The organism is Paenibacillus sp. FSL R7-0345 (genome assembly GCF_038595055.1).
Taxonomy (GTDB): Bacteria; Bacillota; Bacilli; order Paenibacillales; family Paenibacillaceae; genus Paenibacillus_AQ.
Genome location: NZ_CP152002.1, coordinates 2,736,046 through 2,756,994, shown reverse-complemented (window position 1 = coordinate 2,756,994; position 20,949 = coordinate 2,736,046). Strand labels below are relative to the sequence as shown.

The following is a 20,949-nucleotide window of genomic DNA, read 5'->3' as shown; positions in this document are numbered from 1 at the left end:
GCCGGGCGCAGTACTCAAAAATAGTGCTGCGCTTTTTTGGCGACGATAGCGGTGTTTTTTGATATAATGTCGTAGTGTGTAAAATTGATTCGCCCAGAATCAGTGCTTCAGAACTTTATATACAAGAAGGAGACGTTCGCCTTGTCAAAAATTGTTAAAACCCTAACTATAGCCGGTAGTGACTCCAGCGGTGGCGCAGGCATCCAGGCTGATCTCAAAACCTTTGAGGAATACGGTACTTACGGCTTCAGCGCATTAACTACTATCGTTACAATGGACCCGGATAACGGATGGCACCACAATGTGTACCCGGTGGATGCCGCTATTGTGGCCGAGCAGCTTAAAACCGTCTTTGCGGGCGGTCCTGTTGACGCTATGAAGACAGGTATGCTGGGCAGTGTCGAAATCGTCCATGTCGCTGAAAAAGCAATCAAGGACAACCTGCAGACAAATGTAGTTATAGACCCTGTTATGGTCTGCAAAGGCGAAGATGAAGTATTGAATCCGGAAAGCGCCAATGCGATCCGCGATCTGCTCCTGCCGCTGGCAACTGTAGCTACGCCTAACCTGTTCGAAGCAGGCGTACTGTCCGGACTGGGCAAGCTTACAACCCTTGAAGATATGAAAGAAGCAGCACGCCTGATCCACAAGCTGGGCACCAAAAATGTCGTTGTAAAAGGCGGCAAGGCGCTGGGCGGCGATCTGGCAATCGATGTTTTCTTTGACGGTACAGATTTCACTGTGCTCGAAACGGCAAAGATTGAGCCGGCATACAACCACGGCGCAGGCTGCACATTCGCTGCTGCTATCACCGGCGGTCTGGCTAACGGCCTGACTGTACATGAAGCAGTATCCAAGGCAAAAGACTTCGTCACTGCCGCTATCCGCAGCGGTTATGCCTTTAACCAGTATGTCGGCCCTGTATTCCACGGCGGCTACCGTCTGGAGAAATAGGACAAGCCCGGACTGGAACGAGAGCTTATTGTTCTGCCAAAAAAACCGTGTACCCAATCGTGGGCACACGGTTTTTTCTGCATAATGTAATGTCCTGCGTTTGCTTACTGAGCAGCCGTCCCGCCGGCAATATGCTCAATAAACGGAATGGCCTTGTCCTTGGCTTCATCAACACCGAGGACACCGATGATCATATTCTCATCTTCAGCCTTGTTAACCGGCAATGCGGCAACAAAGGCGGAATCTGTAATATCCACGCCATACAGCTCTTCCTGCCCGCTATCCGGATTAGTGCCCCACTTCAGGCGCGGATCATCCTTGTCCAGACTCCCGCTTTCTACGATGGCCTTCAGATCCTGGAAGCCGTCCTGCCCGCCGATCCATTCCAGAGTGGCTTCATCCAGGATAATAATATCAGGATGGTTCGCTGCCAGCTCCACGACCGCTTTTTGCATATAGTTCATATCGAACGAATCAGCGCCTTCACCGGTTCTCGGCAGATAAACCAGGTTGGTCTCCACCCGCTTCCATTCCGGATACAGTGCAACAATCGCCGCATCCAGCTCATCTGTCTGGCCGTCAGGGTCCTGCACGCCGAAATTGCCCAGGAGCATGATCTTGGCATCCAGCGGCGGCAGGGAAGCAAGATACTTTCTGTGCTGCCAGTTGTTATAGATGGCATTCCCGGCAACGGCAAGCACAATGACTGCAATCACCGATACAATAACATGCGTTCTATAAAGGCGGAAGAACCGTTCCCATTTGCTCGCGGCACCTGAAAGCTTTCCGTATTTGGCCAGACGCTGCTGCTCGGCTTCGTCAATCTCCTGCTTGTCCAGACTGTCCAGAATGAACTTGAACGCCTGAAAATCCTCCTCCGGCGCCGAGCGCTCCTCATCCGCAGCTTTCGATTTCCGGCGTTTAATCAGCAGGTCGAAGCGTTTATTGATCTCTTCCTTGGATACGTTTTCAGATAAACCTAACCGTTCATAGGCCTGCTTCAGCTTCTCATTCACATTCATTTCTCCTTTAGTATGTATAATGCCAACTTCATAATGATGATAACTCTATTTTAGCAGACATTGGCCCCAATACTCCAGTTTAGCCCCGGGCTGGTTTTCTTCTTGAAACCGTTGTGCTGCTCTTCAACATAGAAAACGTTCCATAACCAGAAATTCCATGCTGTTGTCAGGGCCCGCTCTATTAAAGCTCCTAGCTGCCTGAAGCCCACAAAAGAAACGTCACAGATGCAAGTTTCCGATATCTCCAGACATATAAAGCGCTTTATTACATATACATCCCACTAGGCAAAACATTAATTTGTCTTTACAAGTCATAAGGAGGCTTGAGAAAATGTTCACATTCGCCAGCGTTAATCAGGAGGAATGCATCGCATGCGGTGCCTGCAATTCGGCGGCTCCGGATATTTTTGATCTGGATGACAGCGGAATTGCTTCTGTTATTTTTGCAGGGGACGGCAACCGCGGAGTTACTGCCATTGCTGAGGAGCTGCAGGAGGAGCTGCAGGACGCAATAGACAGCTGTCCGACCCAGTGCATCCAGCGCTCGGATGCCCCTTTCGCCTGACAGAATACCCTGTACCCTCTTTTAAATAAACAGCAGCAGGGCAGCTACCCGTGAAGCCGGATTGCTGCCCTCCGTTTCCAGGTTATCCCTTTATTGTATCCACACAGAAACCATATCGTTGAACGGTTTATAGATCATGATGAGAAGCAGCAGCGGACTTGGAAGGTTCACCCGCAGCAGCGCGCATATGGACGAAGCGATCCCGGCCGCCCATAGCAGCATATACACAACCTGGTCGCGGCGTTTGCGCCTGCCTTTAAGTAAAGGCAGGTCGGCTGCAATACAGGGCACGGCGATGACCAGGCACATAAGAACAAGCAGCATCTCTGTTTCACTCCCCTATCTGATCTACGAACGAGTTATCAATCGCCCCGATCCGGTTAATGATGACTTTAGCCTTGTAATGAACAGGAAGGCTCTTCAGGTAGTTACCGCCGCTCTGCTCCTGCAGCTTCGCCCAGGCTTTGGGGTTTGCCTCATAAATAGATTTTCCGAAGCCGAATATATCGACGTTGAAGCGTTCATTAATTTGTTCGACAGAAAGTTTCATCCTCCTGATGATCAGCTCCTCAGCCTTTTTTTCCAGCTCCAGAATATCCTGCTCCGCATCCAGCCGTTCCTTGCCCGTCACCTCCTCGACATTGCTAATGGCTTCAATATCTAGATAGATATGCGGTTCTCCATCAATGAATCTGACTTTCCTTCGGGTTGTGGAACTTAGGGCTTCGATCACAACAAAACTGTCTACATTCCCCTTAACATGCCCCGTATTCTTTTTCACATTATTCGTAATGTAATTGTACCCGGCCACCTCCGCGTCACTCAGCCAGCCAAGCATCTTGTCCTTTTTAAATACGGCAACGCTCTCGTACCGCAACTTGGTTTTTGGATTGGTACGCTCCGTATTGGCTTTAGCACCGCCTGCTTCAGGATCACCTATAACCTCTACCCCGGTCAATACGGGATTTTTACCCTGATAGAGCAGATCTTCTATGAATCTGTCCAATGTAACGGCAACCGTCCTGGCCGAAATTTTGTAGGACTTGTCCAAGGCATTAAACAGTTTATTGGCCGGAACCTTATCCAGTGCACTCAGGACGTTCAGCGCTTCCTCTGCGGTCCCCCCTTTTGCCACCATGACGTAGAAATCCATCCGCGGCTCCCGGCTTCGCTTAAGCACATCCAGCGTCGGTCCAACCCCTTCCCGGGCAAGCGGCTCCCCAATAACCAGCACCCGGATATGGCCCATATAGGCTGAGCGTGAGACGGTCATATTAAATTTGCGCAGCGCTTCATATATGGTTGATGCGGTAAAGCTGTAAGAAGCTACAGGGACTCCGCCGCCGCTCTGGGAGGAGATCGCTGAGGGAATCACGACCTGCATTGTTATTTTGAATCCGTCATCTGCCTTATCTATCCCCAGAGCTAGAACAAATGCCAGCTCGTTCAGCTCCTTCCTCTCCCAGCATCCGCTCAGCAGCATGGACATCAGCAGCAAAGGAAGCAACGCGTTAACGGTTCTGCGGACAGCCCGGCTCATGATTTATCCTTCCTTTGCCCCGCCGGTCCCTGACGGTAGAAATTTTTGGTTAAATTCTCTTTGGGCCTGGTTCGGAGATACGGCCATGGAAACCGGAAGATGGAATCCTTTATATCCGCTGCCCGGTACGGACCGAGAGGGCTCATATACGGAATTCCGAAGGAACGCAGGCTCGCTAAATGCAGTACAATCACGAATACCCCGCACAGAACGCCATATAAGCCGATAAATCCGGCCAGGCCGATCAGAGCAAAGCGGATAATCCGTGCAGCAATGGACATTCCGGCCTCCGGGATAACAAAGCTTGAGATTGCAGTTATGGATACGATAATGACCATTGCGGCAGAGATGAAGCCTGCTGCAACCGCCGCCTGCCCGATTACCAGCGTTCCGACAATCGAAATGGCCTGGCCGATATTTTTGGGAATTCTCACCCCGGCCTCTCGCAGGATTTCATAAGTCAGCTCCATCAGCAGCGCCTCAATAAAGGCCGGAAACGGGACATTCTCCCGCTGGGCGGCAAGGCTGATGACCAGATTGGTCGGAATCATCTCCTGATGGTAGGTTGTAATCGCCACGTAAAAGGCCGGAGCCAGAAGGGTCAGAAAAAACGCCAGAAACCGGATAAACCGCAGTAAGGTCGAAATATCCGCCCGCTGGTAATAATCCTCAGCCGATTGAAAAAAAGAGACAAACGTCGTCGGGGCGAGCAGCACAAAAGGTGTTCCATCAATCAGTATGGCGACTTTCCCTTCAAGAATGCCCGCGGCGATCGTATCCGGCCGGTCACTGTTATACACTGTAGGAAAAGGGGTCTTCGCCGTATCCTGGATAAATTCTTCTATATACCCGCTCTCCAGTATGCTATCGGTGTCAATTTTGTCCAGACGCCGCTTTACCTCCTGTACCAGCTCGTCATTGGCAATATTGTTTAAATACATGAGAGATACGCTGGTTTGCGTTACCCTGCCAATCTGCAGGGTTTCCAGCCACAAATGACTGTCTTTGATTTTGCGGCGGAGCAGTGCCGTGTTGGTCCGCAGGTTCTCGGTGAAGCCCTCCATCGGACCCCGTACCACCGTTTGTGAGCTCGGCTCACTTACTGCCCTGTCCTCCCAGCCGGGAAGGCCGATCCGCAGCGCATTGGCGGTGCCGTCAACCATCAGCATCACACTGCCGGACATCAGATCATGGACAAATTGATCCCGTTGATTAACGACCGTCAGATCGCCCGCCATCAGAATACGTTGTCTCAGCAGCTCAACAGTCTTATCCGGATTAAGACCCTCTAGCATATCCGGCACCCTGTTTCCCTGTAGGGAGTATAGAATCGAATTATGCAGCAGCCCTGTATCCACCAGTCCGTCTATATAAAATATAAAGATGCGTGTTTTCTCTCCAAGAAGCAGCTCTTTGCTTACCAGATCCGTGCTTGATCCAAGCAGCTCCCTAAGCTGCTGGTGGTTGTCATCCAGGCGGCTGGATAAGGCCTCCTCGTGCTTTTCTCTCATCATGCTGCCTCCCTCTTCACCTGTCTGCCGTATAGTTTAATTCAGATCTTGATAATTATTCCTTAGCAGAAAACCTCCTGCGCTAACATAAAATGGGCCGAATAAGCCATACTAAGCCAAAATCGACAAGGATATCCGTTTGGAGCGGAGGCAGGGGAGACATTATGACGCTTGAAAAAGACAGGATCAGCTCAGCTCAGATGATAGTACTTGGTCTGTTTGCTTTTATCGGGGATATGGCGCTGGTCTACCCTGCCGTTATGGCTTCCACCGCTCACCAGGATGCCTGGATCACCGGACTGATCAGTCTGCCGCTGGGGATCGGAACGATTTTCCTGATGGTATCCTTAGCCAATATCAATCCGGATAAAACGATTATTGAGCTCAGCCGGCAGGTTCTGGGCAAATGGCTTGGCGGAGCTGTCGGACTTTACTATCTGTTTTTTTATCTGCTGGCTGGCTCTACTTACATCCGAGAAATTGAAGATTTCCTTTGCACACAGATCTATGAGGGAACGCCGGGCGGAGTCATCAGAATTATGGCGATCTTTGTGCTGGTTTACGGACTGCGTCTGGGTCTGGAAACGCTCGGGAGGGCATCCCAAATTTTTTTCCCGCTGTTTGTCTTTTTCCTGATCTGCCTGATGGTCCTGCTGCTTCCGCAGATTCGTCTTGAGCGACTGCAGCCCATACTTAATACACCGGTTTCCGATATGGTTCATTCGGTAATGTTCGGTGTCTTTTACCCGTTCGGGGAGATGTGTGTATTTCTGATGATCTACCCCTATGTCCAAAAATCGGACAAATTTAACCGGGACATCTTCATCTCCATCTTTGCGGGAGCGATCGCCCTTAACATTATTCTGATTCTTTCACTCACTGTATTGGGCGTTTATTTCTCCGAGCATGACTTCTATGCGGCCTATATTCTGGCCCGGAAAATCAACATTGCAAACTTCCTGCAGCGGATCGAAGCTATTATGGCTACCGCCTGGATTATTAGTACCTACTTTAAAACCGTATTGTTTTATTATGCCTTTGTACTAGGGGCTGCCCAATTCTTAAAGCTGAAAAGCTACCGTCCGCTCATCTTTCCAACAGCCTTCCTGCTCTACGGGCTCTCACAGCTGATTGCCAAAAATATTATCTTCTATGTAAAAGAAATTCCAGCCTACTGGGTAGACTGGAATTTCACCTATGCCTTCGTCCTCCCGGTAATCATGCTTAGCGTCAATAAGGTGCGGAAACGCTTGTCCCGGGGGTCATGAGGCGCTATGATTGATCCGGAGGAGGCTCAGTCAAGCATGGATATTAATCAGTATGAGCAGCTGGTGCCGGATGTTTTTCTGTTTGTTGACCGCAGATGCTTTGAAGGCTGGAGCATCGGCCGGAACACAATTGATTTTCATGATCTCACTTTTATTATAGGCGGCAGAGCAGTTTATTCGATCAACGGGGTGAATTACACCCTAGAAGCCGGTGATATGCTGTATGCTCCGGCTGGCAGTATCCGCGAGGCTCACACCTTCAGGGAAGCGCCGATGCACTCCTTCGCCTTCAACTTTTTCTGGCTGGGCGGGAGCAATGAAGTGCAGCTTCCTTTTGAGACGGTGACCCGTAACTGGCGGACCAAGGAGGTCTTGGACGATATCCGGGAATTCTCCCATGTCTGGATGGCCAAGCAGCCGCTCTACCGGATGAAGGCTAGAGCCGTCTTTCAGCAGATTATCTACAGGCTGCTGAGCATCGCTAACCATCAGCAGGCACCGCTCATTGATCCCCGGATTCAAAAAGCGGCCGCTTATATTATGGATCACTACGCAGATGAAATCACAATCGGCGACTTGGCCGCACCGGCCGGGCTGAATCCGGAATACATGGGCAAGCTGTTCAAGCAGAACACCGGAGTCGCTTTAAAGGAGTACATCAACCGGGTGCGGGTTAATAACGCCGAGATGCTGCTGTCAGCAGGCGGCTTCAATGTATCCGAAGTCGCAGCCCATTGCGGCTACCGGGACGCCGCCTATTTCAGCAATGTATTCAAGCAGATCAAGGGCTATCCTCCGTCAGCTCTGCTGAAGTGAGATAGCTTTCCTCCGGCCCGAGATAAGAATACGGCAGCGGACCGGCGGACAGCACCAGCTTCTGCAGCACCAGCCCTGCGTCCAGTCCATAGAAACGCAAGGTATGGATACCTGCAGATAAGGTGTGGGGAGTGACGGTAATATGGATGTTATCCATTACCGCCCGGCACCAGGGCCCGTTATCATGATTGCCGCCCTCAAAGTCCGGGGGCAGCGCATCGGCGATAACAGGCTTTTGACCTTCAAAGCCTGCTGCATACTTCAAGCCGCTGACCGGCGAGAGATGATTCGTCGGTGCTACGTAGGCTGTAAGGCTGTATTCGCCGCCCTGACGGATGAATACCCGGTACTCCAGGTAAGGCGATCGCGCCGGTTCACTGAAGGAGACAGTGTCCGGGTACATTTTGACCGAGGATAAGGTTCTTCCATAACTGCTGATAGTCTTCCATTCTACTCCGTCCGCCGGGGCGCGATGAACGGTATGCTCCGCCTCAATAGAAACAATCTCATGCGTCTCGACAAAAGTCATAGGCGGTACCCCGCTCAGCTCAATCCAGTCTATCTCTGCACGAACCGTAACCGTGCCTTCGGCTCCGCTAATAACAATATCGCCGCTGCATGTACCCTGCACCTTATCCCAGTCAACGGATACGGTGATTGTCTCTCCCGTCTCTGACCAGCCGCTGCGAGGGTCCAGCCTGATCCAGTCGGCACTGGCCGCTGCTTCATAGGCAAAGCCCGTGTCTCCGCCGTTGCTGACCGTGACGGTATATGTCTCCCTCAGCAGATTCGTAAACACCGGCAGAGCCGCTGTACCTGAAGTATATCCTTGCTCCGTGCCCTGCACATCGACGATCATGAGCGGTCCATTTACCGGAACAGTATACGCTGCCTGCGGATAACTCCACCCTTCTGCATCCCAATTAACGTAGCCGACATGCGCCGAGCTCATCATGCCCCGCCATTTTCCGCCGGAAATTCCGTTGTTATACGTCTCTTCCAGCCGCTTGTCCCGTTCAATGGCTTCGGCAGACAGCTCTGCATACGTATTTGCAAGAACACTGCCCCGCTCTGCATAGAGACGGCTAAGCCCGGCATACAATTGCATTTGCAGGACGTTAGCTGATGCCGCAGCCGGAAAATAAACAAGCTGGAAATAAGCATCCTGCAGCTGCTCCGGGATAAGCCTTCTAAAGTGCTCAGCGCTCTCCGCAAGCTTACCTGCCTGGTGCAGCACCCGCTGCGCCTCATTGTAATGCACGACACTGAAGGTATCCGGCCGGATAATTTCCGGCTTGCGGCGACCGTTCATTCTTGTGTAATCTGCCAGTATCCCGGTAATTCCGTGCACAGCCGCTTCATCTGCCGCATGGCCGAACTGCTGCCGCACCCATCGCTCTGTATATTCTTTTGTCTTGTTCATCGCGGCCGTTCCCCAGGCATCGAAATCATAGGCTAAATCCAAAAAGTAAGATATGGGCAGCTCCATCGGCTTCAGGTCCCCGACATTAACAATCCAGATATCCCGGATCCCGTAATCATAAGCCATACTCATCTGCTCCCAGACCTTCTCCAGCGGCGTTGTATTCACCCATTCGTAGGAATGCGGTCCGCCGTGATAATCCAGATGATAGTACATCCCCCAGCCGGCGCTGCGCTGCTGCTCCTGTCCCGCCGGAATTTTGCGGAGATTGCCGAAGTTATCGTCCGACAGCAGAATGGTCACATCATTAAGAACCTCCCAGACCTTCAGTCCCTCCGTATCAGCTGTGCCGTACCAGTATTTCTCCACCTCTTTATAGACGGCGAGAACCTGCGGCGCCTGCTCAAGCCCGTAACGCTTTAGCAGTTCCTTTTGCGTGAGGATTATTTCCTTCAGCAGTTCAATATTGTAGCGGTCGCTGCCTTCCAGCTCTGAATCACTTTCTCCGCGCATGCCCAGTGTAATCAGGTTCGGATACTCTCTATTACGCTTAATTCCGTCCTCCCAGAAAGCCGTAATCGCCTCCCGGTTCCTGGAAAAATCCCACAGATTGCTTGTCCCGTAATCCCTGTACACCCTCTGCCATTCACTGCCTGCCCGGAACAGGGGCTCGTGATGCGAGGTGCCCATGATGATTCCATACTCTCTGGCAAGCTCTGCATTAGCAAGCGGATGACGTTTGCCGTTAACACTGAATTCTGCGCTCCACATAGCCGGCCAGAGATAATTGCCCTTCAGCCTGAGAATCAGCTCAAAAATCCTTTCATAAAAAGCTTCGTTGAAATCCCCGAACGCCCCCGTTACCCAGGAACCGAGGGAAGGCCAGTCATCATTCAGAAATATCCCCCGGTATTTGACTGACGGCTCTTTGGAGCTAACATCCAGCTGAGAGTCCGGCAGATCGAGCAATGTTCTTTTCTCGGGCATGACATCGGCAAAATAAACCCACGGGCTTACTCCCATCATTTCAGAGACAGCATAGGTCCCGTAGATGGTCCCCCGTTTGTCGCTGCCCGCAATGACCAGTGCCTGCTGCACTCCGTCACACGGATGTTCAATCCGCTGAATTCTGTAGCATTCCCGTTTTCCCCGGATGGCGGTTACATCCACCTTCCCCGCAGCAATCCACTCATCCAGCAGCCGGCTTCTGCCAGCGGTTCCGATCACAATGGCTGTACTGCCCAGCTGCTCTCGCTCAGCGACTATTTCCGGTTTGGTATCTGTTATCAGCTCTATATCGGCGGCAAAAGATTCTGCAACCCGGCGCAAGCCTCCATCGTATTCTGCTGCTGTGTCCAGATATATTCCTGCAGCTGTTCCCCGCTCCACAACAATCATTGATTCCTCTTCCTTCCGTGTCGGCTTTTTAGGCTATTCAGGCACATTATATAAGTTAAGCGGTTACAGCAGCCATGTGTAAACCAGATACTTCTTGTAATTAACCGATATGATTTTTCATAGAATAGCTCAAATGGAGCGGGAATGCATTTCAGGAAAGACTGAATTCTGATAAAATGCAGGCATTGTATGGCGCACGTGCCCCTTATGCCCGAGCAAAATTGGTAAGCGCCTTCAAAATATCAGCCGTGAGGATGATCGTTACATGTCAGATTCAATAAGCTCAACCGACAGCTACACCACCGGCAACGGCCCCAGAGCTCCTAAAGACCCTGCTGAGCGCAGAAACGGATTTTTTGTGCTGTTTGAAGCGCAAGTTGAAGCAACCGCGCGCCCTTCGGGCAAGCCTTCACAGGAGGTTTATCTGGAGGGCAGCTATCTGATTGATAAGGCCAAATATATCGGCGGGGTTGAGGATGAGCACATGCTGTCCCTGCTTGGAACCTGTGCGGGATTCCGCAAGCTCGTCCATAGCATCGGAATATCTGTAAAAGCGGAGGATAGCCGGGGCGGGATCTCATTTCTGCTGCAGAACTGGGGAAAATCAGACAAATTCACATCCGGCACCTGTCTCCGGGTCCCCTGTCCGGCGGACGGGACTGAGCTTATTTTGCAGCTGGATCAGATTGAATGGTCTGCAGACGATGACGTTCCCGGCAAATTTGCTTTTGAGTTTGAAGAGACTGGCAGCCTGGCGGTGGCGAGTATTATTTTTTATCTGAATGACGGGTATACGGCACCTGAGCTGACGCCGGAAACCCCGGTAGCCTTCGGTTCGGAGCCGTACCGGGAGATGGTAGCGCGCTCCCTGATGCATCCGGGGAACAATGTGCGGCTGAAAGCCGCCATAGACAAAGCCTCCCGCGGAGAAGATGTTACCATTGCCTATATAGGAGGCTCCATTACCCAGGGTGCGGGGGCCAAACCGATCCATAGTGAATGTTATGCCTATCAGTCCTATCTGGGATTCAAAGCGCTGTTTGGTAAAGACGGAGGCGGGAATGTTCATTTTATCAAAGCCGGAGTTGGCGGCACCCCGTCCGAACTTGGTATTGTCCGCTATGAACGCGATGTGCTCAGGGACGGTGCGGTCCAGCCGGATATTGTCATTGTCGAGTTCGCCGTCAACGACGCCGGGGATGAAACCAGGGGTAACTGCTACGAAAGCCTGTGTCTGAAAATCTTGTCTGCCGCTAACCGGCCTGCGGTCGTGCTGCTGTTCAGCGTTTTTGTGAATGACTGGAATCTTCAGGACCGCCTCTCTCCTGTAGGGCTCCGCTACAACCTCCCGATGGTCAGCATCAAGGATGCGGTAACAGAACAGTTCAAGCTGACCAAAGCCGGTGGAAATATCATCTCCAAACGACAGTTTTTCTACGATATTTATCATCCTACGGGAGACGGGCACCGGGTCATGGCGGATTGCCTGATTCATCTCTTCGACCGGACTGCTGAAGCACCGGCGGATGCTGACGATGTTGACCTTACAGTGCCGCCGGCCATCGGGAATGACTTTACGGCGATCACCCTGCTGGACCGCTCGCACACCCTAAGCAATGTGCGGATCGAACCGGGCAGCTTCACAGGGACGGATACGGACCTGCAGATGGTAGAGCTGGATGACAATCCGCACGGGACGCCGGAGTTCCCTTATAACTGGATGCGTCCGGAGGGAGCCGGGCCTGAGCCTTTTAAGCTGACAATAACCAGTAAAATCCTCATTCTGGTATTCAAAGATTCCGGCAGCGCAAGCTTCGGCACAGCCGAAATCCGCGTGGACGGCAGGCCCGTGCTCACCGCTGATCCGCATGAGAACAACTGGACCCACTGCAATGCCGTCCTTTTGTACCAGCAAGATACGGCCGGGGAGCATACGGTGGAAATCGCCATGGCCGGCGGCGATCAGGACAAGTGCTTTACGATACTAGGGTTTGGGTATTGCTGACGACGGCGGGAGCGCAGATGAGAGCCGGATATTGAGGATGGGATATTGGATGGGATAAGGAGCCAGATAGGTGTGCAGTGTGCAGTGTGCGGTGTGCGGTGTGCGGTATGCGGTGTGCGGTATGCGGTATGCGGTGTGCGGTGTGCGGTATGCGGTGTGCGGTATGCGGTATGCGGTGTGCGGTGCATAGTACGTGGTGCATAGTGCGTGGTGCATAGTGCATGGTGCGTGCTTTAAACGTAGTAACATGGGGCGGGGAGATATAAGTAACCTTTTCCTCTCTCCCGCTCCTTTTCACCTCAATCAAAGGGATTTTTCCCTTTGATTTCTCTCTCCAGCTCGTTTTCGCCTCAATCAAAGGGATTTTTCCCTTTGATTCCTCTCTCCCGCTCGTTTTCACCTCAATCAAAGGGATTTTTCCCTTTGATTTCTCTCTCCCGCTCGTTTTCACCTCAATCAAAGGGATTTTTCCCTTTGATTTCTCTCTCCAGCTCGTTTTCGCCTCAATCAAAGGGATTTTTCCCTTTAATTCCTCTCTCCCGCTCGTTTTCACCTCAACCAAAGGGATTTTTCCCTTTGACTGCCATCCTCTCCCGCCGCACCGGCTACCTTATTCCCTGCAGATAGAATCCATGTGGCTGTGCAGCACGCGGAGGATCCGCTCCCTGTCGAGGCGGCCGGGCTCCAGCAGCGCGTGCAGAGCCAAGCCGTCAAGCAGAGCGTACAGGCGCTCTGCTTCGTTGTTCATATCCAGCCTCTCCCGCAGCAGTCCTTCCTTCTCCAGATGGCCAAGCAGATTGACAATCCCCGGGTAGATGCCATCGTTCAGTCCGCCGTAATCCTCATCCGCATACTTAAGGTGAAACACAAACGCGAACCAGACCTCCATTTCCGCCATTGAATTTTCATCTAAAGGAAGCAACTCCATAAGTACCCTGGTTACCAGCTCTTTCGGCGGTAGGCCGAGTGCAACAACCCCTTTGATCCGGGCATTGGCCCGGTCGCTGACAAGCTTCATGGCAAAAGCAAGCAGCTCGTGCTGTGTAGTGAAATAATGCCGCAGGGCTCCCAGCGAAACGCCGGCCTCCTGCGCGATTCTGCGTACCGTCGCCCCCTTCATGCCCTCCTTCAGGATGACACGCCAGGTAGCTTCGGCAATATGTGATTTCCGCTCAGAATGATCTACTATTTTTGGCATGTCCGTATTGTAGCATACAGCAAGCATCTGCCGCAATTTAAATAGTACGGTTGTATTATTTAAAAACTGCTGCTATAATCTCATTAATCCCCCCTGGAGAACGGTTGTCCTGTTAAAAAATTGTGTACATGAGGTGCGATATGAATGTTGTAGCTTGGGCCATTGTCGCCTGTGAAATCCTGTTCTGGGTTGTCATTATTACCGGTCTGAGCGTACGTTATCTCTTCAAGCGCAAGAGACTTGGCTTCTTCTTCCTTGCCCTGACTCCGCTGATGGATCTAGTACTCCTGGTTATTGCGGGAGTAGACCTGTCTAACGGTGCAACGGCTACCATTGCCCATGCACTGGCGGCCGTCTATATTTCCGTTTCAGTTGTTTTCGGCAAAAGCATGATCCGCTGGGCAGACGAACGCTTTCGTTACTATGTCACCAAGCAGGGCCCGCCCCCGCTCAAGCGTACCGGCCGTGACCATGCGCTGCATTACTTCAAAAGCTGGCTAATGCATCTGTTAGCTTTTCTGCTGGGAGCCGGGCTCCTCTACGGTCTGATTGTCTGGATTGATGACCCGTCCCGTACAGAAGCATTGCAAAGTATTCTCGGCATCTGGACAATCGTTGTCGGCATTGATCTGCTGATCGCGGGCTCCTATTTCCTCTGGCCGCGCAGAGAAAAAACGAAAATATCCGCTTAACAAGACAGCCGTATAAACAGCGAAAAACACACCGTCCGGTGTGTTTTTTCGTAGACATGCCTGCTGCCGCTAAAAAAAACGAAACTATTCAACCTGACAGTACCTCTTTCCCGGAAACTGCGTCAGTTCACCTTGGTCAAGGCCCATTTCTGCGCATCCGTTCCGTTATCGGTCCACTGCTGCACTGCCGCACCATCGGCCGTAGAAGAGCCGGATACATCCACTGCCAGGCCGCTCACCTTGGAAATCAGCTTATAGTAGCCTCCGCCAACATCGACAATCCGCCATTTCTGCGCATCCGTCCCGTTATCGGTCCACTGCTGCAGCTGAACTCCCGTAGCAGTGGAGGAGTTCGGAACATCGAGTACCTTGCCGCTGTGTACTGCAGTGAGTTTATAGTATCCGTCACCTGTGCTGTCTACCCTGAACTGCTGGTTAGCGGCAGTATATTTAGTCCATTGCTGGATCTTGGCGCCGGCTGCTGTTGATACCTCTACCACATCCATGACCTTACCGCTTGCCTTCGAGGCAAAGGTATACACGCCCCCGCTGATAATGCTTGATGCCGAAGCTGCCTGATAGACCCGCACATAATCCACCGACATCTGTGCCGGGAAGGCAGTCGAGGCATTCGGGCTGCCCGGCCAGTTGCCGCCTACCGCAAGATTCAGCAGCAGGAAGAACGGCTTCTGGAACTCCTCAGTGTTCCCGGTATTATTTTCAATGTAAAATTCATTAAACAGGCTGCCGTCCACGTACCATCTGATGTATTTGGCATCCCACTCGACGCTGTACACATGATACTGCGAGAAGTCGAGATTTCCGGATACCTTGCCATACTCGGCATGGCCGTTTGCATCCCAATGAACGGTGCCGTTTACATAAGCGTTATTATTCACCCGCTCCATAATGTCGATCTCGCCGCTTTTCGGCCAGCTTACCGTATCCAGATTGGAGCCAAGCATCCAGAAGGCCGGCCATATGCCCTGGCCTGAAGGCAGCTTCATCCGGGCTTCAATTTTACCGTAAGTGAAGCTCTTCTTGCCTTGCGTCTTAATACGGGCAGAGGTATAGCTGCTGCCGTTATACGATTCCTTCTGGGCGGTAATAACGAGATTGCCGCCTGTTACCTGCAGGTTCTGCGAACGGTTCGTATAATACTGCAGCTCGTTATTCCCCCAGCCGCTGCTGCCGGTACCGATCTCAGCTGTCCAGTCCGCCGTATTGAGCGATGTTCCGTTGAATTCATCGCTCCACACCAGATTCCAGCTTGCGGCGGCATCAGCCGCCTTTCCTGCCGGAAATAATGTAATCAGAAGTGCCAGAGTCATAAACAGCGCTGCCCATTTCCTTCTACGCATCATATTCCTCCTAAAGTTTTTCGGATAGCTGCCTATTTCAATACACGCCGCGCGTAACGTGCCTTTGAAATCGTTGTTGTAGCAGGAGCTGAGTTACGAAACCGCTTTATTTCCACCTCTTTGCATTGTATATCCTTTCCGGCTGCATTATGACAGGAATCCGGCCAAGGCTGTCCACCAGACTTATTGACAACGCTTGGGCCGGAGCATAGATTTAAGGAGATCAATATAGAACCCTCTAACGAAACTAATGAAAGCGATTCACCGCCACAAAATAATCCAACCCTACAAGGAGACACAACAATGAAACTATCTGTATTCTATGAACATATCCGTGACGCTGCCGGACAGAGCGGCTTAAGCCTGGAAGAAGTCTGCACACTCGTTAAAGGCTTCGGCATTGACGCGCTGGAGATGGACGCAAACCGTTTCAAGGCAGAGGAAGCATCTATCCTGCCGCTGCTGGAGAAGACCGGGCTAACGGTTAGCTGCATGTACGGCTTCTTTGATTTTGGACACATTAGCAGCAGTGAAGTGAAGAAGGAGCAGATTACCGCCTTTCTGTCCATGGCCAGCCGGGCCGGGGCTTCGCGTGTGCTGGTTATTCCGGGCTTTCTCGGGGAGCATGAACAGGACCCGGCTTCCGGGGAATATCAGCAAAGTGTGCGGTTAATGAAGGACGCCGTAGCTGCTATGTGCGCATATGCCAAGCCGCTGGAGATCATGGTCGGAATGGAGGATTTTGATGATGCCAGGGCACCGTTTGCCACAACAGCGCAGCTGCTGTCTTTTATTGAAGAAATCCCGGAGCTGTCCTGCTTCTTTGATACCGGTAATTTTCTGTACAGCGGAGAAGATGTTCTGGAAGCCTACGCCCGCTGCAGACCTCATATCGGCTACGTCCACTGCAAAGACCGGACGTTTGAAATCCACGTCGGTGAGGAGCCTAAGCTGACGGTTGACGGCCGTGCTATGTATGCTATCCCTGCCGGGAGCGGCTGCATTCCAATGCGGGAGCTTGTAACGGAGCTGCTGAACAGCGGTTATGATGACACCTTCGTCATCGAGCATTTCGGGGCGCAGGATCAGCTGGCGTTCATGAAGCAATCGGCAGAGTGGCTGCTGGGACTGAGAAAAGAAGTGCTCGGCGGATAGCCGCAGGCCAAAACTTTATCCAAACCTTAGATTTGGTTTAGAATAGATAAAGATTAGACCGCTATACTGGCCAGGGGTGATGGATTATATATACGATACTGATTGCTGATGACGAGCCTGAAATTGTTGAACTGCTGCAGCTTTATCTTGAAAAAGACTACCATATTCTAAGCGCCTCATCGGGTCTTGAGGCGCAGCAGCTGATTAAGGAGCAGTCTGTCGACCTGGCGATTCTCGATATTATGATGCCGGGGATGGACGGGCTTCAGCTGCTGAAAAGCATCCGCGGAACCTACCACTTCCCCGTACTGTTCTTATCGGCCAAAAGCCAGGATCACGACAAGATACTGGGGCTTGAGCTTGGTGCTGACGACTACATCGCCAAACCCTTCAATCCGCTGGAGGTTGTCGCGAGAGTAAATGCCCTGCTGCGGCGGGTCCATCATTTTGATGTGCCTGCACTTCCGCAGGAGCCTGAGGTGAAGCAGCTTGTGCTGGGCGCGCTCACTCTGGATCTAAATGAATGTATGCTGTATGTATCCGGCGAGCCTGTGATGCTGACCTCTACCGAATACAAAATCCTCAAGCTGATGATGGAGGAGCCGGGCCGGGTCTTCACCCGCAAACGGATCTATGAAGCCGTGTGGGAGGATTTCTACATGTACGAGGATAACAGCATTATGGTGCATATCAGCAACATCCGCGAGAAGATTGAACGTGATTCCAAAAAGCCGGAATATCTGAAAACGATCCGCGGACTGGGGTACAAAATCAATGCGCCTGCGGAAAACTAGACAGCAGCGGCCGCTGCAGGCATCGCTGGCGATTGATTTTCTGCGGTTTCTGCTTATTGTACTGTTTACAGTCATGGTTATTGTGTTCGGCACCTATGCTTTCATGCAGCTCGATGTTGCCCAGAAGCTGCAGGATTACCAGCTCGCTGACCCTGATCTGAAGACGCAAGCCAGCCGGTATCTGGATAATCCGCAGAACGGGCCGGAAACGGCCAAGCTGCTGCGCAGCCAGGGCTGGCTGGAGGTGCTGGACAGCAGCAAGAGGGTGCGCGAGGTGATCGGCAGTAAACAGGATGATCCGCAGAGCTATACGGAGGAGCAGCTGTATAAGCTGCTTGAGAATGATCCGGAGCAGGCATACTACGTGTCCCTGGCAGATTATCAGCAGGAAGGCTCCTCAGGCTGGCTGCTGCTGAAGCTTCCCCGGGACCGTATCGACATTACGATTAACAGCTACCCGTTCATGTCTCATTTTAACCAGTCGGTAACCTTCTATATTATGCTTGGCGCCATGCTGCTGCTGATGCTGGTTATTACGTACAGCTATTCTGTAGCCCGGCGGATCCTGAAACCGCTGAAGACGATTATTCAAGGACTCAAGGAAATGATCCAGGGTAACTACAGCACCCGGCTTACGGTTCATGCCGAGAAGGAATTTGAGCAGATGGCTGAAACCTTCAATTATATGGCGGATATGATTGAGCGGACCACGGTCGCCAAGCAGCGGGCTGAGGACAGCAAGCAGCGGATGATTATGGATCTGTCCCATGATCTCAAGACGCCGATTACCAGTATCCAGGGCTATGCGCAGGCTTTATATGAAGGCCGGGTAGAAGATGCCGAGCGGCAGCGGAAATATTTACTTTACATTTACAACAAGTCTTTCCAGGTTACGAGGCTGATCCAGAATATGATGGAGCTGCTCAAGACGGACTCTCCCGATTTTCTGCTGAAAATGGGGCGTCACGAGCTCGGCGATTTCCTGCGGGAGATTATTGCCGGCGCTTACGGGGAAATCGAACAAAAGCAATTCACCCTGCGGCTTGAAGTACCCGATCACGACGTCTATGCCCAGTTCGACCCTGAGCTGCTGTCACGGGTGGTCCAGAATCTGACCGCCAATGCGCTGGCTTACAATCCGCCGGGAACGACATTGCGGGTCAGCCTGACTCCAAGACCGGATGCGGTAGTCATCGAAATTGCCGATAACGGCGTCGGGATCGCTAAAGAGCTGCGGTCCACCATTTTTGACCCCTTTGTGCGGGGAGATGAAGCCAGAACCGCCTCCGGCGGGACAGGCCTGGGGCTGGCGATCGCCAGAAAGAATACGGAACGGATGGGAGGAACCCTTGAGCTGTCCGGCACTAAGCTGGAAGCAACGGTATTTACCATCACTATTCCAATCTAAACGGAAGCGCAGCAAAGCGGCAGCCAGGGAGAAGACTCTTCTCCTTAGTCTGCCGCTTCTTTGTGCTGCTGCATGACTTGTGCCTTACTGTGCTGCAACAACACCGACCACCGTCACGTTTACATCCGTCACCTGCAGTCCGGTCAGCTTTTCAACCCGGCTCTTGATGCTCTGCTGCAGAAGCTGGGCCAGCTGGTGAAGCGGAGTGCCCAGGGTGATAATCGGGAAAAGATGGACAGACAGCTCGCTGCCGCTGATTTTCACCTTGATCGCTTTGTAGAATTCCTCACGCTTCTTTCGTTTGGTACTGCCTTCCACAAGCGCCTGAACCGCCTCTGTCTCCTGCACAGCCATACCGGCAATCTTCGATATAACCTGTTGTGACACCGTCAGTTTTCCAATACAGCTTAAGCCCTGTTCCGGTTGATGCATTCTGTTTCCTCCTTCAGCTCTCATATGCCTACAGTCCCTCCCACTTCTCCTTGAGAAACAGCTGGTATGTATGCCTGGATATAATCTTGATTACCATGTACACGGGGATAATAATCAGCATGCCGATGATGCCGAAGAAATTCCCCACTCCCAGCACAAGCACCGTTGTTGTAATCGGATGAATGTCGAGGCTTTTGCCAAAAACCAGCGGAGTAATAATATTGTCTTGGATCTGCTGGGCCAGCAAAATAATAATTAGTGACCATAAGCCGACCATAGGGGAGACAGTCAGCCCGATGATTACAATCGGAATGGAAGAAATAATCGCCCCGAAAAAAGGAATAAAGTTCATAATGAACGCAATCAGGGTCAGCACAAGGGCATAAGGCAGCCCGATAATCAGGAAACCAAGGTACATCAGCACGCCCAGTGCAAGATTGACGATGACTCTGCTCACAATATAGTTACTCAGCGCGCCATCGATTTCACCTGTAATCATCCCTGCCCGCTCGCGGAAACGTCCGGGTACCATTTTGACAAAGGCTTTACCGAACTTGTCCCCTTCCTTAAGCATATAAAACAGCAGAATCGGAAAGGTGAACAGAATGATCGCCAGATTGGACACCGCCGAAAATAATCCTGTCACATAGCTGGTCAGCAAAGTAAAGCCCTGGCTCAAATAATCGTTCAACTGGGACAGCAGGCTGAAATCCTCGGGAAACAGCTTGGTGAAAAAGCCCGAGTGCTCAAGATCAGTGATTTTTTCGTTTACGGCTTCAAACAGCTGCGGGGCATTCTGTACCAGCGTCAGCAGCTGCGATTTCAACGGAGGCCAAACGCCGCCGAAGAATCCGAAGACCAGTACGCCAAGCACCAGATAGATCAGCAAAATGGCCTGCGTGCGCTTCATCCTCCAGCGCTTGATCTTCCAGCGCTCCATCAGCGGCAGCAGCGGCCGTAATAAATAGTAGAAGAATACCGCCAGCAGTACCGGAATCAGAATAACACCAGTAAGTGACTTTAACGGCTCAAAAATAAAATCGACCAATGACCCCACATATACAATCAGCAGAACCAGCAGTATTGCCTTCCCAATGGTTAAAAATGTGTTCAGCTGCTTCATCTGCCACCCCCTGCACCGTTAACAACCCGGCTGCCGGAGCACACCGATTGCCGGTTTTGTAACAACTGTAACCCGGCAATCTTAATGCTGTCTAAGCTGAACCTAAAGATTAGCTAAATAATATGCGCGAAGGCAGCAGATAAAACTCCAGCTGTTCCTCCTCTCTGCTGCGTAATCCGCATGCCTGTCAGTAGAGAAAAAGTGCATAAAGTTGAAGATTGTCGAATGTTAGACGGGGATGATTGTCCTGCCTATTGGTGAACGATATACTGGAATGAAGATAG

18 protein-coding genes are annotated in these 20,949 nt (G+C 51.7%); 9 read left to right on the top strand and 9 right to left on the bottom strand.

Going from position 1 to position 20,949, the window contains the following annotated elements:
• Window positions 1-141: 141 nt before the first annotated feature.
• Entirely contained in the window at window positions 142-954 is an 813-nt protein-coding gene (gene thiD / locus NST84_RS11460) for a bifunctional hydroxymethylpyrimidine kinase/phosphomethylpyrimidine kinase (protein WP_342565693.1), read from the top strand.
• Between the two features lie 104 nt (window positions 955-1,058).
• Here thiD and NST84_RS11455 read toward each other — a convergent pair whose 3' ends face one another.
• Window positions 1,059-1,970: a hypothetical protein gene (locus tag NST84_RS11455; protein WP_342565692.1), complete on the bottom strand. Its 912-nt coding sequence runs from the start codon at window positions 1,968-1,970 to the stop codon at window positions 1,059-1,061.
• Between the two features lie 337 nt (window positions 1,971-2,307).
• Between NST84_RS11455 and NST84_RS11450 the strand changes: the two genes are divergently transcribed.
• A complete protein-coding gene (locus tag NST84_RS11450; RefSeq protein WP_342565691.1) occupies window positions 2,308-2,541 on the top strand; it encodes a ferredoxin in 234 nt (77 codons plus the stop codon).
• Window positions 2,542-2,631: 90 nt separating this feature from the next.
• On the opposite strand, the gene NST84_RS11445 is transcribed toward NST84_RS11450, so the two are convergent.
• The 3 genes from NST84_RS11445 to NST84_RS11435 are packed head-to-tail and all read right to left on the bottom strand — an operon-like array spanning window position 2,632 to window position 5,592.
• The gene (locus tag NST84_RS11445) at window positions 2,632-2,865 is read right to left on the bottom strand and encodes a hypothetical protein (RefSeq protein ID WP_342565690.1); all 234 of its coding nucleotides are present in this window, start codon (window positions 2,863-2,865) and stop codon (window positions 2,632-2,634) included.
• 7 nt (window positions 2,866-2,872) lie between these two features.
• Window positions 2,873-4,081: a Ger(x)C family spore germination protein gene (locus NST84_RS11440; protein WP_342565689.1), complete on the bottom strand. Its 1,209-nt coding sequence runs from the start codon at window positions 4,079-4,081 to the stop codon at window positions 2,873-2,875.
• The gene (locus NST84_RS11435; RefSeq protein ID WP_342565688.1) at window positions 4,078-5,592 is read right to left on the bottom strand and encodes a spore germination protein; all 1,515 of its coding nucleotides are present in this window, start codon (window positions 5,590-5,592) and stop codon (window positions 4,078-4,080) included. The genes NST84_RS11440 and NST84_RS11435 overlap by 4 nt, the downstream gene beginning before the upstream one ends.
• A gap of 164 nt (window positions 5,593-5,756) precedes the next feature.
• On the opposite strand from NST84_RS11435, the gene NST84_RS11430 reads away from it, so the two are divergent.
• Together NST84_RS11430 and NST84_RS11425 are read left to right on the top strand one after the other, a co-directional pair.
• A complete protein-coding gene (locus NST84_RS11430) occupies window positions 5,757-6,860 on the top strand; it encodes an endospore germination permease (RefSeq protein ID WP_342565687.1) in 1,104 nt (367 codons plus the stop codon).
• 36 nt (window positions 6,861-6,896) lie between these two features.
• Entirely contained in the window at window positions 6,897-7,676 is a 780-nt protein-coding gene (locus NST84_RS11425) for a helix-turn-helix domain-containing protein (RefSeq protein WP_342565686.1), read from the top strand.
• Here NST84_RS11425 and NST84_RS11420 read toward each other — a convergent pair.
• Complete coding sequence (locus NST84_RS11420) at window positions 7,642-10,497, bottom strand: glycosyl hydrolase 115 family protein (protein ID WP_342565685.1); 2,856 nt, start codon at window positions 10,495-10,497, stop codon at window positions 7,642-7,644. The genes NST84_RS11425 and NST84_RS11420 overlap by 35 nt on opposite strands.
• A gap of 265 nt (window positions 10,498-10,762) precedes the next feature.
• Between NST84_RS11420 and NST84_RS11415 the strand changes: the two genes are divergently transcribed.
• Window positions 10,763-12,502 carry an SGNH/GDSL hydrolase family protein gene (locus NST84_RS11415; RefSeq protein ID WP_342565684.1) on the top strand — a complete coding sequence of 580 codons (1,740 nt, stop codon included), beginning with the start codon at window positions 10,763-10,765 and terminating at the stop codon, window positions 12,500-12,502.
• 610 nt (window positions 12,503-13,112) lie between these two features.
• Here the strand turns inward: NST84_RS11415 and NST84_RS11410 are convergent.
• Window positions 13,113-13,700, bottom strand: a complete 588-nt coding sequence (locus NST84_RS11410) for a TetR family transcriptional regulator C-terminal domain-containing protein (protein WP_342565683.1) — start codon at window positions 13,698-13,700, stop codon at window positions 13,113-13,115.
• A gap of 140 nt (window positions 13,701-13,840) precedes the next feature.
• On the opposite strand from NST84_RS11410, the gene NST84_RS11405 reads away from it, so the two are divergent.
• Window positions 13,841-14,392 (top strand): hypothetical protein, encoded by a 552-nt coding sequence (locus tag NST84_RS11405; protein ID WP_342565682.1) that lies wholly within the window; start codon window positions 13,841-13,843, stop codon window positions 14,390-14,392.
• Between the two features lie 122 nt (window positions 14,393-14,514).
• Here the strand turns inward: NST84_RS11405 and NST84_RS11400 are convergent, their stop codons facing one another.
• Window positions 14,515-15,756, bottom strand: a complete 1,242-nt coding sequence (locus tag NST84_RS11400) for an RICIN domain-containing protein (protein ID WP_342565681.1) — start codon at window positions 15,754-15,756, stop codon at window positions 14,515-14,517.
• Window positions 15,757-16,056: 300 nt separating this feature from the next.
• Here NST84_RS11400 and NST84_RS11395 point away from each other — a divergent pair, with 300 nt between their 5' ends.
• The 3 genes from NST84_RS11395 to NST84_RS11385 all read left to right on the top strand — a co-directional run bounded on the left by NST84_RS11395 (window position 16,057) and on the right by NST84_RS11385 (window position 19,110).
• A complete protein-coding gene (locus NST84_RS11395; protein WP_342565680.1) occupies window positions 16,057-16,908 on the top strand; it encodes a sugar phosphate isomerase/epimerase in 852 nt (283 codons plus the stop codon).
• Between the two features lie 83 nt (window positions 16,909-16,991).
• Complete coding sequence (locus NST84_RS11390; protein WP_342566406.1) at window positions 16,992-17,702, top strand: response regulator transcription factor; 711 nt, start codon at window positions 16,992-16,994, stop codon at window positions 17,700-17,702.
• Window positions 17,683-19,110, top strand: a complete 1,428-nt coding sequence (locus NST84_RS11385; RefSeq protein ID WP_342565679.1) for a HAMP domain-containing sensor histidine kinase — start codon at window positions 17,683-17,685, stop codon at window positions 19,108-19,110. The genes NST84_RS11390 and NST84_RS11385 overlap by 20 nt, the downstream gene beginning before the upstream one ends.
• An 84-nt stretch (window positions 19,111-19,194) precedes the next feature.
• Here the strand turns inward: NST84_RS11385 and NST84_RS11380 are convergent, their stop codons facing one another.
• Entirely contained in the window at window positions 19,195-19,542 is a 348-nt protein-coding gene (locus NST84_RS11380) for an Asp23/Gls24 family envelope stress response protein (RefSeq protein ID WP_342565678.1), read from the bottom strand.
• A gap of 28 nt (window positions 19,543-19,570) precedes the next feature.
• Window positions 19,571-20,665, bottom strand: a complete 1,095-nt coding sequence (locus NST84_RS11375; protein ID WP_342565677.1) for an AI-2E family transporter — start codon at window positions 20,663-20,665, stop codon at window positions 19,571-19,573.
• Window positions 20,666-20,949 lie beyond the last annotated feature (284 nt).

Excerpts from the sequence above, each read along its gene's own strand:
- NST84_RS11450 (WP_342565691.1), top strand. The coding sequence starts at position 2,308 with ATGTTCACATTCGCCAGCGTTAATCAGGAGGAATGCATCGCATGCGGT.
- NST84_RS11445 (WP_342565690.1), bottom strand. The coding sequence starts at position 2,865 with ATGCTGCTTGTTCTTATGTGCCTGGTCATCGCCGTGCCCTGTATTGCA.
- NST84_RS11440 (WP_342565689.1), bottom strand. The coding sequence starts at position 4,081 with ATGAGCCGGGCTGTCCGCAGAACCGTTAACGCGTTGCTTCCTTTGCTG.
- NST84_RS11435 (WP_342565688.1), bottom strand. The coding sequence starts at position 5,592 with ATGAGAGAAAAGCACGAGGAGGCCTTATCCAGCCGCCTGGATGACAAC.
- NST84_RS11430 (WP_342565687.1), top strand. The coding sequence starts at position 5,757 with ATGACGCTTGAAAAAGACAGGATCAGCTCAGCTCAGATGATAGTACTT.
- NST84_RS11425 (WP_342565686.1), top strand. The coding sequence starts at position 6,897 with ATGGATATTAATCAGTATGAGCAGCTGGTGCCGGATGTTTTTCTGTTT.
- NST84_RS11420 (WP_342565685.1), bottom strand. The coding sequence starts at position 10,497 with ATGATTGTTGTGGAGCGGGGAACAGCTGCAGGAATATATCTGGACACA.
- NST84_RS11415 (WP_342565684.1), top strand. The coding sequence starts at position 10,763 with ATGTCAGATTCAATAAGCTCAACCGACAGCTACACCACCGGCAACGGC.
- NST84_RS11410 (WP_342565683.1), bottom strand. The coding sequence starts at position 13,700 with ATGCCAAAAATAGTAGATCATTCTGAGCGGAAATCACATATTGCCGAA.
- NST84_RS11405 (WP_342565682.1), top strand. The coding sequence starts at position 13,841 with ATGAATGTTGTAGCTTGGGCCATTGTCGCCTGTGAAATCCTGTTCTGG.
- NST84_RS11400 (WP_342565681.1), bottom strand. The coding sequence starts at position 15,756 with ATGATGCGTAGAAGGAAATGGGCAGCGCTGTTTATGACTCTGGCACTT.
- NST84_RS11395 (WP_342565680.1), top strand. The coding sequence starts at position 16,057 with ATGAAACTATCTGTATTCTATGAACATATCCGTGACGCTGCCGGACAG.
- NST84_RS11385 (WP_342565679.1), top strand. The coding sequence starts at position 17,683 with ATGCGCCTGCGGAAAACTAGACAGCAGCGGCCGCTGCAGGCATCGCTG.
- NST84_RS11380 (WP_342565678.1), bottom strand. The coding sequence starts at position 19,542 with ATGCATCAACCGGAACAGGGCTTAAGCTGTATTGGAAAACTGACGGTG.
- NST84_RS11375 (WP_342565677.1), bottom strand. The coding sequence starts at position 20,665 with ATGAAGCAGCTGAACACATTTTTAACCATTGGGAAGGCAATACTGCTG.